The organism is Neobacillus sp. OS1-32 (assembly GCF_030915425.1).
In the GTDB taxonomy this organism is placed as follows: domain Bacteria; phylum Bacillota; class Bacilli; order Bacillales; family Cytobacillaceae; genus Neobacillus; species Neobacillus paridis.
The window spans coordinates 2,610,290-2,628,020 of record NZ_CP133263.1 but is presented as its reverse complement, the minus strand read 5'-3'; the positions used below and the strand labels follow the sequence as shown (position 1 = coordinate 2,628,020).

The window sequence follows — 17,731 nt, the reverse complement described above, 5'->3', positions numbered from 1 at the left end:
TGGAATCAAATGTTTTTAATCCTTGTCTACGATTTTGGAGAAAAAAGAGTGGGTAAAGCACTTAAAATATGTCGTAAATATTTAAATTGGGTCCAAAATTCAGTCTTCGAAGGAGAAATTTCAAATGCTAACTTTGTAAAATTAAAAAAGGAGTTAGAATTTTTAATGGTTGACGACGAGGATTCTGTCATTCTTTATACGTTTCGAACGCAGAAATATTCCAAACGTGAAATACTTGGGATTGAAAAAGGAAATATAGATTTTATTATTTAAAATTGTCGTCGACCCAACTCAGGACATTAACTCTGGGGGATCGACGACAAAATTTCCTTTAAAGAAAAGCAAGAAAAATTCGGAGATTTAAAGGGAATCATGTGGTTTTTATTAAAATATTTCCCACTTTCTTAATTATGGTGTAAAATATTTATTATTGATTTAACAATGTTTTTTGGGGTCATAATCTTACCTATGAGGAATTGAAACAAAAAAAAGAAAGAGTGAATGTAAAGAGAACGCCAAGTCATAATCTTACCTATGAGGAATTGAAACATGTGTACACCGAAATCAAAATATCGTCTAATATCCGTCATAATCTTACCTATGAGGAATTGAAACAAAAGCATGTAATATAGTTTGAAAAGATTCGAGCCCCGTCATAATCTTACCTATGAGGAATTGAAACGCAGAAAAACCAAGTCAAGGGGAAAAATACGCCAAGTCATAATCTTACCTATGAGGAATTGAAACGACGGACGGAGTTCCAGTTACATCTAATGTGTAAATGTCATAATCTTACCTATGAGGAATTGAAACAAAGGCTAACGAGCTACCATACTCGGAGGAGGATTTAGTCATAATCTTACCTATGAGGAATTGAAACTTGCTTCTGTTATAACAAACGTCTTATTAATGCCCGTCGTCATAATCTTACCTATGAGGAATTGAAACTCCAATGAAGAAGCCTGTGACATCGAACGAGCTCGTGTCATAATCTTACCTATGAGGAATTGAAACACGTAAAAAAGCCCTCTACGTTTGTAGGGGACTATTGTCATAATCTTACCTATGAGGAATTGAAACCGCTTGGTATTTGTCGCCGACTTGACGCAAACAGGTCATAATCTTACCTATGAGGAATTGAAACCCATTTCGCCGAATTCATTGACGATGTAACCGTCGTCGTCATAATCTTACCTATGAGGAATTGAAACGACTATCACACGCTAAGCAAAGCGCAAAAAGCGTCAGCGTCATAATCTTACCTATGAGGAATTGAAACTCCACTAAAGAGAATAAGAGATATGTTTTAGTTTCAGTCATAATCTTACCTATGAGGAATTGAAACATAGATATGGTAATAATAATCTAATGTACGGTAAAGTCATAATCTTACCTATGAGGAATTGAAACAGCGATAGCCAAGTCCGGCACCGACCGCCGCAATTCGTCATAATCTTACCTATGAGGAATTGAAACTCACTTTTGGTCTTCTTCTCCTCAACAGGTACATATCGTCATAATCTTACCTATGAGGAATTGAAACCACGTATATCTAGCTCCGTATTCGCCGTTATATTCGGTCATAATCTTACCTATGAGGAATTGAAACTTAACTGCGTTACACTTTCGCGCTTGCTCGACGAGTAGTCATAATCTTACCTATGAGGAATTGAAACATGTAACGGCTGACTTAACGCTTGCGAGCGGTGCGACGTCATAATCTTACCTATGAGGAATTGAAACACATATCTCCGTCGCTTTTGCGATTTCCGCCTGCAAGTCATAATCTTACCTATGAGGAATTGAAACTTGATTGTTCGAATGACGATTGAGTCTACTTTTTCCGTCATAATCTTACCTATGAGGAATTGAAACCCAACAAAGTATAGGTTAATTGCACCCCACAAAGCTGTCATAATCTTACCTATGAGGAATTGAAACGGTGGAAATGGTGAGCCGGCAGTATCGGCGAGTGTTGTCATAATCTTACCTATGAGGAATTGAAACACGAACTAGCTTTCCGCGTCGGCAGTGTCGATTACGTCATAATCTTACCTATGAGGAATTGAAACTTGCAAACCTCGACTTTAATCGTTGCTCCGGCGGCTAGTCATAATCTTACCTATGAGGAATTGAAACAATGAATTCGGAGACGTTCATAGACTAGGTTCAAAAGTCATAATCTTACCTATGAGGAATTGAAACCACTACGAGCAGAACATATTGAAAGACTCGAGGAAGTCATAATCTTACCTATGAGGAATTGAAACACTGGAGAATGATTACGGGAGAATTAACCACGTTCCGTCATAATCTTACCTATGAGGAATTGAAACTTGGCTGAGATTGAGCGGCTGTATAACCGGTTATCAGTCATAATCTTACCTATGAGGAATTGAAACTGCGAAGTATCACTATTACTACGAAAATAGTACGACGTCATAATCTTACCTATGAGGAATTGAAACTGGTTTAGGGATTGCTGGCGAAGCAGGAGAGGTGGGTCATAATCTTACCTATGAGGAATTGAAACGAGGTTCCTGAGCCTTTGAAGCCATATATTTCAAGACGTCATAATCTTACCTATGAGGAATTGAAACTTCGACGGTTGACTGGAAAAATCTTGTTGATAAAGCGTCATAATCTTACCTATGAGGAATTGAAACATGAGACTTAGAAAGTTCTTGATCAAGCGACCAAGGTCATAATCTTACCTATGAGGAATTGAAACTAGTATTGAATACCAAAAAGAACGATTGGAGGCATTTGTCATAATCTTACCTATGAGGAATTGAAACACAAATAAACTTTTGCAGTTATGTAACGGCGCCGTAGTGTCATAATCTTACCTATGAGGAATTGAAACACCCTTTGACTTGGATTGCAAAGCTAAAATCAAGCTCCGTCATAATCTTACCTATGAGGAATTGAAACCAGCCAGTAACATGGAAGAAAAGATTTGAAGAATTTGTCATAATCTTACCTATGAGGAATTGAAACAAGTTAAAATCAAGCCCCCTACACAAAGTAGAGGGCTGTCATAATCTTACCTATGAGGAATTGAAACTTGCAATGGCAGGTGACACGGTTCGCATTGCACCTACGTCATAATCTTACCTATGAGGAATTGAAACTCTTTGGGTTAATCATGGCGGCTGAAAATTATTTGAGTCATAATCTTACCTATGAGGAATTGAAACACATGAACCAAATAATCACACCAACAGCCACGCCGTGTCATAATCTTACCTATGAGGAATTGAAACTGAGATCTATATTAGTTATTATATTTGATTTAGGTTGTCATAATCTTACCTATGAGGAATTGAAACACTCAATCTCGGAAATTTGGCTATGATGTAATATTTGTCATAATCTTACCTATGAGGAATTGAAACTGCGGTGGATAAAAATGATTCAATAAAGGTGATGTTGTCATAATCTTACCTATGAGGAATTGAAACTAAGGAGGTGGTAAATAGTGGCAAATAAGCGGCAGAGGTCATAATCTTACCTATGAGGAATTGAAACTCTTTTTCCTCCTATACACCTGTCGCAATATTTTGGTCATAATCTTACCTATGAGGAATTGAAACTTTTTCTAACAGGATTTGCCACTTTTTGAACTGTATCGTCATAATCTTACCTATGAGGAATTGAAACAGGGATGAGAACGTATGTTTTATAATAGTATATAGGGTCATAATCTTACCTATGAGGAATTGAAACTATGCAATGGAATTCTATTTTTATATTCGTCGAAAGTCATAATCTTACCTATGAGGAATTGAAACTTGAGGACGTTGTGCGTCAGTCGTATTATGGTGGCCGTCATAATCTTACCTATGAGGAATTGAAACTTCTCTGTCCCTCTTGCTGTAATTTAAGTATAACGCGTCATAATCTTACCTATGAGGAATTGAAACTGCTGCTACTAATATTATACTACACGATAGTTTAAAGTCATAATCTTACCTATGAGGAATTGAAACTTCCTCAGCTGGCAAACGGATACCATTACGATGTGAGTCATAATCTTACCTATGAGGAATTGAAACCTGAATTGGGGCATGATGCTATCTCTTTTGATTTACGTCATAATCTTACCTATGAGGAATTGAAACTACGGAAAATTTGGCATGAGACGGGAACGGGATGGGGTCATAATCTTACCTATGAGGAATTGAAACCTCGGTTGGAAGTAGGTGGAAATATTGGATGTATCGTCATAATCTTACCTATGAGGAATTGAAACCCATGCTTTTTATCGTACTAATGAAAACCGTGGTCGTCATAATCTTACCTATGAGGAATTGAAACTGTACCGGAGCCGGAGGAGTTAAACGAGGAGCATTTGTCATAATCTTACCTATGAGGAATTGAAACGGGCGGCTTATCCGGTTTAGCCGCCCAGGCTAAAAAGTCATAATCTTACCTATGAGGAATTGAAACTACTTTGAAGAATCACCAGAAGGAAAACAGACGATCGTCATAATCTTACCTATGAGGAATTGAAACTTCCTCAGCTGGCAAACGGATACCATTACGATGTGAGTCATAATCTTACCTATGAGGAATTGAAACTGTACCGGAGCCGGAGGAGTTAAACGAGGAGCATTTCGGTCATAATCTTACCTATGAGGAATTGAAACGCATAGGAAAGGTTCTAGTCGGGGCGTAACTGCTCCGGTCATAATCTTACCTATGAGGAATTGAAACACGGAATATGGAACGTCGAGCAGCACGAAAAGGTTATGTCATAATCTTACCTATGAGGAATTGAAACATGCAGAAATCATATATATCCCGCAAGTCGGAATCGTGTCATAATCTTACCTATGAGGAATTGAAACACCCAACAAGAGGGGGAATTACTCCCCCAATAGTAAAGTCATAATCTTACCTATGAGGAATTGAAACCGCTGAAAACGAAACTGCGCGTCCAGCTCGGCACGAGTCATAATCTTACCTATGAGGAATTGAAACAAGCAATTTCGCTTTGCTTTGCTTTCAACTTTTTTGTCATAATCTTACCTATGAGGAATTGAAACTTTAGATTATCGCGCTGGCGAGTTCGGAGTCACACGTCATAATCTTACCTATGAGGAATTGAAACCCGGTGTATCAATTGCGGATCAAGATTGTGGGTGGGTCATAATCTTACCTATGAGGAATTGAAACTTCAGTTAACGGACAGCCTACAATATGCGTCGATTTAGTCATAATCTTACCTATGAGGAATTGAAACCGGTTATACAGCAGGCCTAGGAGCAACGGCTGTTGCGTCATAATCTTACCTATGAGGAATTGAAACTGATTTGTTTTTGTGCAATGCTGCCGATGCTGGCAGTCATAATCTTACCTATGAGGAATTGAAACATAGTGCCGGTATGACTGATGGTGAACGGAAAGGAGGTCATAATCTTACCTATGAGGAATTGAAACTCGTTTGTACTTACGTACTTATTTGCGAAGAATATGTCATAATCTTACCTATGAGGAATTGAAACAGCGTTGAATACTTTACGAAATGGCCGTTAAACCATCGGTCATAATCTTACCTATGAGGAATTGAAACCAAAGACTGACATTGTTGAATTTTTGATTCAGGAAAAGTCATAATCTTACCTATGAGGAATTGAAACTTTTGGAATCAAGCGGAAATTTTATGGGCGGTTTGTCGTCATAATCTTACCTATGAGGAATTGAAACTGCAGACAGAATCAGAATGGCTCCAGAGTCGTTTTCTGTCATAATCTTACCTATGAGGAATTGAAACTCAATTGACTGCAATATCATTTCCACTCTTTCCAAGTCATAATCTTACCTATGAGGAATTGAAACACCCTTGAAGCTCATAACATTACAAAGCTAAGTAATCGTCATAATCTTACCTATGAGGAATTGAAACAAGCATGATTTCAGTTTTTGGCGATGGTCGTCAACGTCATAATCTTACCTATGAGGAATTGAAACCGGACAAGCAGGCGGATATTATCAAACGTGCTAATAGTCATAATCTTACCTATGAGGAATTGAAACTCGTTTGGCATAACCTGGCGTTGCTTTTTCGGTTCCTCGTCATAATCTTACCTATGAGGAATTGAAACTTGATTGTTTGAATGACTGTTGAATCAATTTTCCCAGTCATAATCTTACCTATGAGGAATTGAAACCGTGGTACCGCAACATGAATTTTCTCGCTATTGGTTGGTCATAATCTTACCTATGAGGAATTGAAACATCGGCAATGTTATTTGTGTTAAGTTTGTTTGTAAACGTCATAATCTTACCTATGAGGAATTGAAACATGCCAAAGCTACCCTAAAATCTAGCAAAACAAATTTGTCATAATCTTACCTATGAGGAATTGAAACCGGAGTAGTTGGCGCTACTCCGCACGCACTAACTCGGTCATAATCTTACCTATGAGGAATTGAAACGTCCGTTTGTTGTTTCCGGTCAGGACATTTTTCTTTGTCATAATCTTACCTATGAGGAATTGAAACGCGGATTCTTTGGCGGTGTTTCCTCCTCCTGCTCCTCGTCATAATCTTACCTATGAGGAATTGAAACCTGGAGAGATATTAATGAAGTGAAGTAGTTCAAAAAGTCATAATCTTACCTATGAGGAATTGAAACTGCATAGGCAGTCGCGAAATAAACGAAGTCAAACGCGTCATAATCTTACCTATGAGGAATTGAAACAAAAAAATATCGCGGTAACAAACGGTAGGGATTCCGGGTCATAATCTTACCTATGAGGAATTGAAACATAAATATGAGGAGGAAAAGAAAATGGCGAAAAAAAGTCATAATCTTACCTATGAGGAATTGAAACAAGGGTCGGGATTTTCGTCAACCGTATATACCAAGTTCGTCATAATCTTACCTATGAGGAATTGAAACTAGTGAAAGACGCAAATATCACACGGAAAGGAGGGGTCATAATCTTACCTATGAGGAATTGAAACATAGAATCATGGACAGCAATACAAGAACTAAAAAGTGTCATAATCTTACCTATGAGGAATTGAAACACGGAAAGAGAAAAAGCGCTTGAACGAAACTATCACGTCATAATCTTACCTATGAGGAATTGAAACTGGATTGATGAACTCATGGAGGTTGCGCCTTCCCCTCGTCATAATCTTACCTATGAGGAATTGAAACTTCTCTATTTTGAAGATCAAAAAGGAAATCCTTTGAAGTCATAATCTTACCTATGAGGAATTGAAACTCTTTTTCTATGTCGGACTTATATCCGGGGATGGCAGTCATAATCTTACCTATGAGGAATTGAAACTATACTCATGGAGGGAAATTATATGGGAGAATTATCGTCATAATCTTACCTATGAGGAATTGAAACCTGCTGAATATTTCGATAGCATTTTAGGGTCGGAAGTCATAATCTTACCTATGAGGAATTGAAACACGGAAATACCAAAGGATTCTATGCTTTTGCGGAAAGTCATAATCTTACCTATGAGGAATTGAAACTTCAGCATGAGCTGCGCAATTTCAAAGTTTACTTCGTCATAATCTTACCTATGAGGAATTGAAACCGCTATTAGAAAGTGGTTTGGAGGTGCTTCCTGATGGTCATAATCTTACCTATGAGGAATTGAAACTACGATAACGTATATCGTATGTCAATACGTATTTACGTCATAATCTTACCTATGAGGAATTGAAACCTTGGACGGCGCCAACTCAAACGCACGCCAATAGACGTCATAATCTTACCTATGAGGAATTGAAACCGAGCATATCGCTGAACCACAAATGATAGGACACGTTGTCATAATCTTACCTATGAGGAATTGAAACGCGCAAATAGTCTTGACGATTTGTGACGCCTTCATTGTCATAATCTTACCTATGAGGAATTGAAACAAGAACTATACGTAGACGGAAACGTCGTCAGCTATCGTCATAATCTTACCTATGAGGAATTGAAACTGAGTTAGCAAGCATTGATGGGTACAGCGACCCGGTCAAGTCATAATCTTACCTATGAGGAATTGAAACCCATTTTCGATTCTTGAAATAAGCGCTGAACTAACAGTCATAATCTTACCTATGAGGAATTGAAACTGAGTTGCAAATGGCGCATTCTTAATCAGGATTTTGTGTCATAATCTTACCTATGAGGAATTGAAACCGGCTTCATATTTGCCTTCAGCTACGAGTTCAAATCGTCATAATCTTACCTATGAGGAATTGAAACTCAGGCATCAATTCTGCAGCTTTTGTTTGCAATTTGTCATAATCTTACCTATGAGGAATTGAAACTAGATTTATCAAGTGCAAGTGATACACGAATTAACGTCATAATCTTACCTATGAGGAATTGAAACCTGCGATATGATAAGCGATGGTGATATGGCGGAGTGTCATAATCTTACCTATGAGGAATTGAAACTTCCATCGAAAAGATAGAAAAAGTGGATGCTAAAGGTCATAATCTTACCTATGAGGAATTGAAACTCGAGTTCCAAAACGATTTGATTTTGAAAGGGAGCGAGTCATAATCTTACCTATGAGGAATTGAAACTTTTTTACATTATCGATGTTTTGTCTATGGGTGATTTGTCATAATCTTACCTATGAGGAATTGAAACCGGCCATAGCAAATAACTTGATGCAAAAGAAAAATGGTCATAATCTTACCTATGAGGAATTGAAACTTAAGTTTGTATTCCTGAGAGATTAAAGCCGTATTGGTCATAATCTTACCTATGAGGAATTGAAACTTTCTAAATACAATAGTTTCATTCTTCCCAGATACAGTCATAATCTTACCTATGAGGAATTGAAACATCAATTCTTCTGATAACCGTAGCTGAACATCAAAACCGTCATAATCTTACCTATGAGGAATTGAAACCTGAATAAGTGCCAGCTTCCGTATACTGGAGATCATCGTCATAATCTTACCTATGAGGAATTGAAACTTCGACCACTGCCCGCTGTTTGGGCTGCCCAACAACGTCATAATCTTACCTATGAGGAATTGAAACCAGGTAGATTCGCATTAGCAAAAGCGTATAACGAAGTCATAATCTTACCTATGAGGAATTGAAACTTGATATTCCAATAGAGGAAGAAAAAGTAGAAACTCGTCATAATCTTACCTATGAGGAATTGAAACTTTTTCTTATATTTTTCATATTGCTATCTCCATTTTGTCATAATCTTACCTATGAGGAATTGAAACTCTATAATTTGATTCTTCTTTCCCAATTGATAACCGTCATAATCTTACCTATGAGGAATTGAAACTCTTTCTACTATGCTCGATAAAAGAGCACCAAATAAGTCATAATCTTACCTATGAGGAATTGAAACTGGTGAACGTCCAAGTTCTCGGTCGAGCCGCATTTGTCATAATCTTACCTATGAGGAATTGAAACTGCGGTTACGATCAACACGTAAATGCGCTTGAATTGGTCATAATCTTACCTATGAGGAATTGAAACAAAATCTCGTCTCTTTTTTGCTGGATCCAGTCCTCGTCATAATCTTACCTATGAGGAATTGAAACCCCGATGATATTTCATACAATTTAGATCGCAATACTTCGTCATAATCTTACCTATGAGGAATTGAAACCTACTTTCTCTTTTTACAGTCCGCCCAGTGCAGACGAGTCATAATCTTACCTATGAGGAATTGAAACTCCTTTTCAGAGTCTAACCACGCTTTAGCTTCTGCGTCATAATCTTACCTATGAGGAATTGAAACTACTTATGGAGTGAGTCGCCTGGCACCGGCAAGACGGTCATAATCTTACCTATGAGGAATTGAAACTATAATATAAATATAGAGAAAGGAGACATTTTTTTGTCATAATCTTACCTATGAGGAATTGAAACATCCTTGTACAGCATTTGCACCAATACCAGGCATTTGGTCATAATCTTACCTATGAGGAATTGAAACTGATCGGTCACACCGGACAGTGTGACTTGCCAGACCGTCATAATCTTACCTATGAGGAATTGAAACGCGTCCGCATAAGGTTTTCCCATCCAATGAACTAAAGTCATAATCTTACCTATGAGGAATTGAAACCATTTCCGACAGTACATTTCGTCACAATTTCATAAGTCATAATCTTACCTATGAGGAATTGAAACGTTTTCCGGCTTTTTGTGTGCTAAATCGAATCCAAAGTCATAATCTTACCTATGAGGAATTGAAACTCCAATGATCGAATCCAGATAAATTGAAATTTCCTGCGTCATAATCTTACCTATGAGGAATTGAAACGTCACATCTTACTAGCAAACTTAGGCTCTAATATAAGTCATAATCTTACCTATGAGGAATTGAAACGTATAAATTGTGTTACTTCCATTTCCAACCCTGTGCCGTCATAATCTTACCTATGAGGAATTGAAACAAGTTCACTTCCACAGTTGTGGCATACCGTAATTCCGTCATAATCTTACCTATGAGGAATTGAAACATGGTTGCCACAGATGTTTTGTATTTTACAGCTATTGTCATAATCTTACCTATGAGGAATTGAAACAACGTGCCTTCGGTTCAGTCTGCAACCGCGATCTTTGTCATAATCTTACCTATGAGGAATTGAAACGGTACTACACTAAGTGGAAAATTAAGAAGCATAAGTGTCATAATCTTACCTATGAGGAATTGAAACATGCCCAAAGTAGAAATGTTAATGAAGCTAGTCACTCGTCATAATCTTACCTATGAGGAATTGAAACAAGCAAATATTGACCGTATGGTTGTTGGGGAATCCGCGTCATAATCTTACCTATGAGGAATTGAAACACGATGATGAAGAAGATGATGACGATGACCTTTAAGGTCATAATCTTACCTATGAGGAATTGAAACACGCTGGTGGTGGAACAGGTTTTGAAACATTTGCTTAGTCATAATCTTACCTATGAGGAATTGAAACACATGATAAACAATTATGAATCATTAGTTTAACAAGTCATAATCTTACCTATGAGGAATTGAAACACTAGAGATAAACATAAGTATGAACACATTAAAGAAAGTCATAATCTTACCTATGAGGAATTGAAACACTTTTGATGAGTACAAATTATTCTTATCCAACAGAGTCATAATCTTACCTATGAGGAATTGAAACCAGAATACTTCAATAGTGGACTTTTTTTCGTCTGTAGTCATAATCTTACCTATGAGGAATTGAAACATGAAGATAAATCAATGTCCTCATACAAACGAAAGTGTCATAATCTTACCTATGAGGAATTGAAACGTTCCCGGAACTTCTATAGCAACCAGTTTAGGAATTCTGTCATAATCTTACCTATGAGGAATTGAAACTTTAGTTACCGACGATGTGACCGCCAGCCAGTTCGGGTCATAATCTTACCTATGAGGAATTGAAACTTTGAAATCTACTGATTACAAAAAGCCGGCTATTGGTCATAATCTTACCTATGAGGAATTGAAACACCGAGGAGCAGTACAGACAATCTACTGAACGTTTAAGTCATAATCTTACCTATGAGGAATTGAAACACAATTCTATCAATATTATCCTTTAAAATACGAGTAAGTCATAATCTTACCTATGAGGAATTGAAACTTTATAAAACGAAAAATAAACACTATTGTACGAATTGCGTCATAATCTTACCTATGAGGAATTGAAACCTTGCCCAACTCACACGCCATCGAGTCGGCTTTTCAGTCATAATCTTACCTATGAGGAATTGAAACAATGATTCGAATGCACGTCCGTTACATCACCGGAGGAGTCATAATCTTACCTATGAGGAATTGAAACATCGTTTTGATTTAAAAATTGACGGTCAAGCATTAAGTCATAATCTTACCTATGAGGAATTGAAACAGGTAAGTTATACTTCACTTTTCACTAACTCCTTCGTCATAATCTTACCTATGAGGAATTGAAACTACGATAACGTATATCGTATGTCAATACGTATTTAGTCATAATCTTACCTATGAGGAATTGAAACAGTAATCCCACCGCTTCCAGCACGTTAGCCAGTCTCGGTCATAATCTTACCTATGAGGAATTGAAACATTAAATATTTTCAAACGCCAGGTAAAAAACAAAAAGTCATAATCTTACCTATGAGGAATTGAAACTTGGTGTGTTCCTGATTCTAAATGGGGGAATACTATTGTCATAATCTTACCTATGAGGAATTGAAACAAAGAAGGTATCAGAGACCTTTATAGAGAGTCTAAGTCATAATCTTACCTATGAGGAATTGAAACGAGTAAGCTTTGATTTTATCAGCACCCATCACAATGTCATAATCTTACCTATGAGGAATTGAAACTTCAACAGGGTGAAGGAGTTGATGCGACCCCGTTGATGTCATAATCTTACCTATGAGGAATTGAAACACGTAAAAAAGCCCTCTACTTTGTGTAGGGGACTATGTCATAATCTTACCTATGAGGAATTGAAACTATTAGTCACGGCTTCGATAGAGTGGCGTTCGGAGACGGTCATAATCTTACCTATGAGGAATTGAAACACCAATGTTCACTATGCTGTGATTACAGAAGGTGCAGTCATAATCTTACCTATGAGGAATTGAAACATCGATTTAGTGTTTCCTCGTCTGCCCCTAAACCGTCATAATCTTACCTATGAGGAATTGAAACCGGAGAAAATGACACCAAATACACCAAGTCTGAAAGGTCATAATCTTACCTATGAGGAATTGAAACACAGTAACTATTTCGCCAGCTTTTTCGTACATTAATACGTCATAATCTTACCTATGAGGAATTGAAACATCGTTTTATTCGATCCTTTTTTCACGCTGACTTTGTCATAATCTTACCTATGAGGAATTGAAACATGTGTCTACTTCGTCATTTTTCGTTCTCTGAGGATGTCATAATCTTACCTATGAGGAATTGAAATATCATTACGGAAACGATCAGATGAACCGCGTTTACTCGTCATAATCTTACCTATGAGGAATTGAAATATTTTTTTCGGGTTACTCTTTTTGCTGGTGTTTCATGTCATAATCTTACCTATGAGGAATTGAAACCGGGGAAATTATCCCTATTACCTGGAATGATTATCTGTCATAATCTTACCTATGAGGAATTGAAACAATCATTGGCGCTCCACTCTTTTTCAAGAGCAAGAATCGTCATAATCTTACCTATGAGGAATTGAAACAGCATTACAGTTTCTCCATTATCCTTTGGATACATTCGTCATAATCTTACCTATGAGGAATTGAAATAACACATCGATGACATAAGTTTTATCACCATTTGTGTCATAATCTTACCTATGAGGAATTGAAATACGCAAACACTACTCAGCCCGCCGTCAGTAATTGCCGGTCATAATCTTACCTATGAGGAATTGAAATTTCTAACGAAATATCTAATTTACATTTGGAAATATCGTCATAATCTTACCTATGAGGAATTGAAATTATTCGTGAATATTGTTTGCCATGATGCGGTCTAGCGTCATAATCTTACCTATGAGGAATTGAAATTACCACCAATCCAAGAACGTTCTAATTTTCCTATAAGTCATAATCTTACCTATGAGGAATTGAAATATTGCCTCCTCATTGATGGTTATCCCGTGCCTTTTTGTCATAATCTTACCTATGAGGAATTGAAATACACTAACTGCCCCTAGTCGATCAATCACTTGCAGTGTCATAATCTTACCTATGAGGAATTGAAATAGGCATCCGTTTCCCGTTCTAATTCGTCGTCCATAAGTCATAATCTTACCTATGAGGAATTGAAATGCGTCTATCATTCGTGATGAATTAAAAAATGCATTAGGTCATAATCTTACCTATGAGGAATTGAAATTTTGACGAATAGTCATACGTTGTTTTAAGTAATCCCAGTCATAATCTTACCTATGAGGAATTGAAATCCGCTATCCGCACATGCTACAGTGCTAACAAGCCTAGTCATAATCTTACCTATGAGGAATTGAAATTAGCGAAACATTTCGAATATTTCAAGGAGGCGGAAGGTCATAATCTTACCTATGAGGAATTGAAATATGGAAACTTATATTGCATCTTTAGAAAATGCTGCGTCATAATCTTACCTATGAGGAATTGAAATCGAAAGCTGGTGTTCCATCGACGTCCGAAGGTATTACGTCATAATCTTACCTATGAGGAATTGAAATTTGTCTATTGTCAACAGAATGCTATGGAGTGATGTACGTCATAATCTTACCTATGAGGAATTGAAATCACAATCATCCTGGTCATTAAGGTTGTTTGGAAAACGTCATAATCTTACCTATGAGGAATTGAAATTCTGTTTCAAGCGGATGACTTCATCCAGTTCCATTCCGTCATAATCTTACCTATGAGGAATTGAAATTGATGACTATACTAAAGAACCACGGATGCAGGCGCGTCATAATCTTACCTATGAGGAATTGAAATCGGTAGCGACCTTGTTTTTGTGGCAGTTTATTTCGAGTCATAATCTTACCTATGAGGAATTGAAACTTTCAAAGTAAGGGAAATTGTCGAGGGTCACGCCGAGTCATAATCTTACCTATGAGGAATTGAAACCCGAAAAAATAAACGGTGTCACAGTCGCAACTAAGACGTCATAATCTTACCTATGAGGAATTGAAACCCGAAAAAATAAACGGTGTCACAGTCGCAACTAAGACGTCATAATCTTACCTATGAGGAATTGAAACCTTCCCTTGCGTTTACTGCATTTATGACTGTACGAAGTCATAATCTTACCTATGAGGAATTGAAACATGAAGTTAACAACGAATTTAAGTTTAAAAAAGCCGGGTCATAATCTTACCTATGAGGAATTGAAACTCGTTGAAGAAACTCGACTTTCTTAGTCGGTCGCAGGTCATAATCTTACCTATGAGGAATTGAAACTGAATCTCGAAATCTGCCACATACTCAATCTTGCGGTCATAATCTTACCTATGAGGAATTGAAACACAGGTTTAAAAAGATCATCAATGAACAGCACATCCAGTCATAATCTTACCTATGAGGAATTGAAACTGGCAAATAGCACTTCATCAGGATCCCTACGGTCAAAGTCATAATCTTACCTATGAGGAATTGAAACATTAAATGGTCGGATAAATCCATTTTTCCTTCATCCGTCATAATCTTACCTATGAGGAATTGAAACTTAAAATACCCTTCATCCCAATCCTTCATATCGTTCGTCATAATCTTACCTATGAGGAATTGAAACCAATTTTTGAGCGACGGAACAGCGGTGTGTCGCTTTACGTCATAATCTTACCTATGAGGAATTGAAACCAAAAAACAAATACATGGAAATATTAGCTAATATAAGTCATAATCTTACCTATGAGGAATTGAAACCAAAAAACAAATACATGGAAATATTAGCTAATATAAGTCATAATCTTACCTATGAGGAATTGAAACTTTTAAACAAACAGCACCGATTTTTAAAGGGTTTGTGTCATAATCTTACCTATGAGGAATTGAAACAGGGGTCGTTTTATTACGATATGCTAACTGACAATGTCATAATCTTACCTATGAGGAATTGAAACACTAAAAGCGATATTGGATTGAGTAATGTGGATAATGGTCATAATCTTACCTATGAGGAATTGAAACTCGTATAATTAAAATATAAATAAGACGGGGAGGAAATGTCATAATCTTACCTATGAGGAATTGAAACTATAACAGGTGATTGTGCTGTTAACAGTGTTGTTGCCAAGTCATAATCTTACCTATGAGGAATTGAAACGTGTTCTCATTCCTCGGGATGCATTAGATACCGTTGAGTCATAATCTTACCTATGAGGAATTGAAACTTCAATTGCATTTCAACATTAGCCGTCGGATTTCATGAGTCATAATCTTACCTATGAGGAATTGAAACCTACTACGCTGACTCAACCTTTTGTGAATTTTTTGATCGTCATAATCTTACCTATGAGGAATTGAAACTACGATGACCACGCCGAACTCCACTTTTGTGACTCGCGTCATAATCTTACCTATGAGGAATTGAAACTCCGGCTGGTCGTCAAACACGTCTCCATTGATATCTGTCATAATCTTACCTATGAGGAATTGAAACACCACTTCATAATCTACATCAAATCCGTCTATCGCCGTCATAATCTTACCTATGAGGAATTGAAACCGATTTCCTCGTACGCGACCCTGCGAATGGCAATGGTCATAATCTTACCTATGAGGAATTGAAACTGCGACTTATATTCGCATAGATAACGTGACACGCGGGTCATAATCTTACCTATGAGGAATTGAAACTATTGAAACATTGCCGTTGAAACAGAATCCGACAACAGTCATAATCTTACCTATGAGGAATTGAAACTCGTAATTCACTCCTCCATCAAAGGAAACCTCTACAGTCATAATCTTACCTATGAGGAATTGAAACAGGGATAAACTGATTTCTAAGTTAGAATTCCAAACCAGTCATAATCTTACCTATGAGGAATTGAAACATGGCATGTAAAATCAACTCCTCAGATAGAATCAAAGGTCATAATCTTACCTATGAGGAATTGAAACATTCATCCAGCTGTTGCTGTTCCCTTGCTTGCTGAGTCATAATCTTACCTATGAGGAATTGAAACTCTCCAAAATCCATATTGCTAAACTTGTTATATTTAGTCATAATCTTACCTATGAGGAATTGAAACATTTGCTCATACAAATCTTTGTTCGAATACCATTGTGTCATAATCTTACCTATGAGGAATTGAAACCTTAGCAGTTGCTTAACCCCACCTGGGCCGCGATTGTGTCATAATCTTACCTATGAGGAATTGAAACCGGAATATGCAAGGCGAACAGGATAGAGTTGCCCAGGTCATAATCTTACCTATGAGGAATTGAAACATCAGTATCAATCATGGCTGAACGAAAAGAAAGCTCGTCATAATCTTACCTATGAGGAATTGAAACCAGCTTTTGCATGCTTTTCTTCTGATGTCGGATTGTGTCATAATCTTACCTATGAGGAATTGAAACCGTGCTTCTGGTCTCCAGTGGAGAGTGGGCGGTGAGTCATAATCTTACCTATGAGGAATTGAAACGTAAACCTGCGGACTAGAGCAGCTACCCTGTCACTAGGTCATAATCTTACCTATGAGGAATTGAAACAAAAACAGGCGCCTATTGAAGATGTTCCGGTACTTGGTCATAATCTTACCTATGAGGAATTGAAACTCTGACCTAACTTGAACAGTTTTTTCAGCTTGATCACGTCATAATCTTACCTATGAGGAATTGAAACCTGGGAAGAGCATGATGGGTTGAAAGAGGTAATGGCGTCATAATCTTACCTATGAGGAATTGAAACCATGGAAGTTCCGACAAGACCTTGTTGGCATTACCCGGTCATAATCTTACCTATGAGGAATTGAAACATGGCAAGACAATTCCACTCATAGGGATTTCCTCTGTCATAATCTTACCTATGAGGAATTGAAACTACTATGTATAAAGATAGCAAATACATATTTTCCAAGGTCATAATCTTACCTATGAGGAATTGAAACTTGGAGACTTAAAAGAAGCAGTTGTATTGTTCGACCGTCATAATCTTACCTATGAGGAATTGAAACAACGATTGAGCGACGACGCGGTCATTCCGCAATACGCGTCATAATCTTACCTATGAGGAATTGAAACTTGGCTATTGCCGTGTATCCCGT

General features: G+C 37.2%; 1 protein-coding gene and 1 CRISPR repeat array (1 of these 2 only partly in view). The gene reads left to right on the top strand.

Annotated elements, in window-relative coordinates:
- Positions 1-9: 9 nt before the first annotated feature.
- Positions 10-273, top strand: coding sequence for a CRISPR-associated endonuclease Cas2 (cas2, locus tag RCG24_RS13055; RefSeq protein ID WP_308077206.1), 264 nt, complete (start codon positions 10-12; stop codon positions 271-273).
- A gap of 180 nt (positions 274-453) precedes the next feature.
- Positions 454-17,731: a CRISPR direct-repeat array (repeat unit 30 nt; unit sequence GTCATAATCTTACCTATGAGGAATTGAAAC) (it continues 968 nt past the right edge of the window).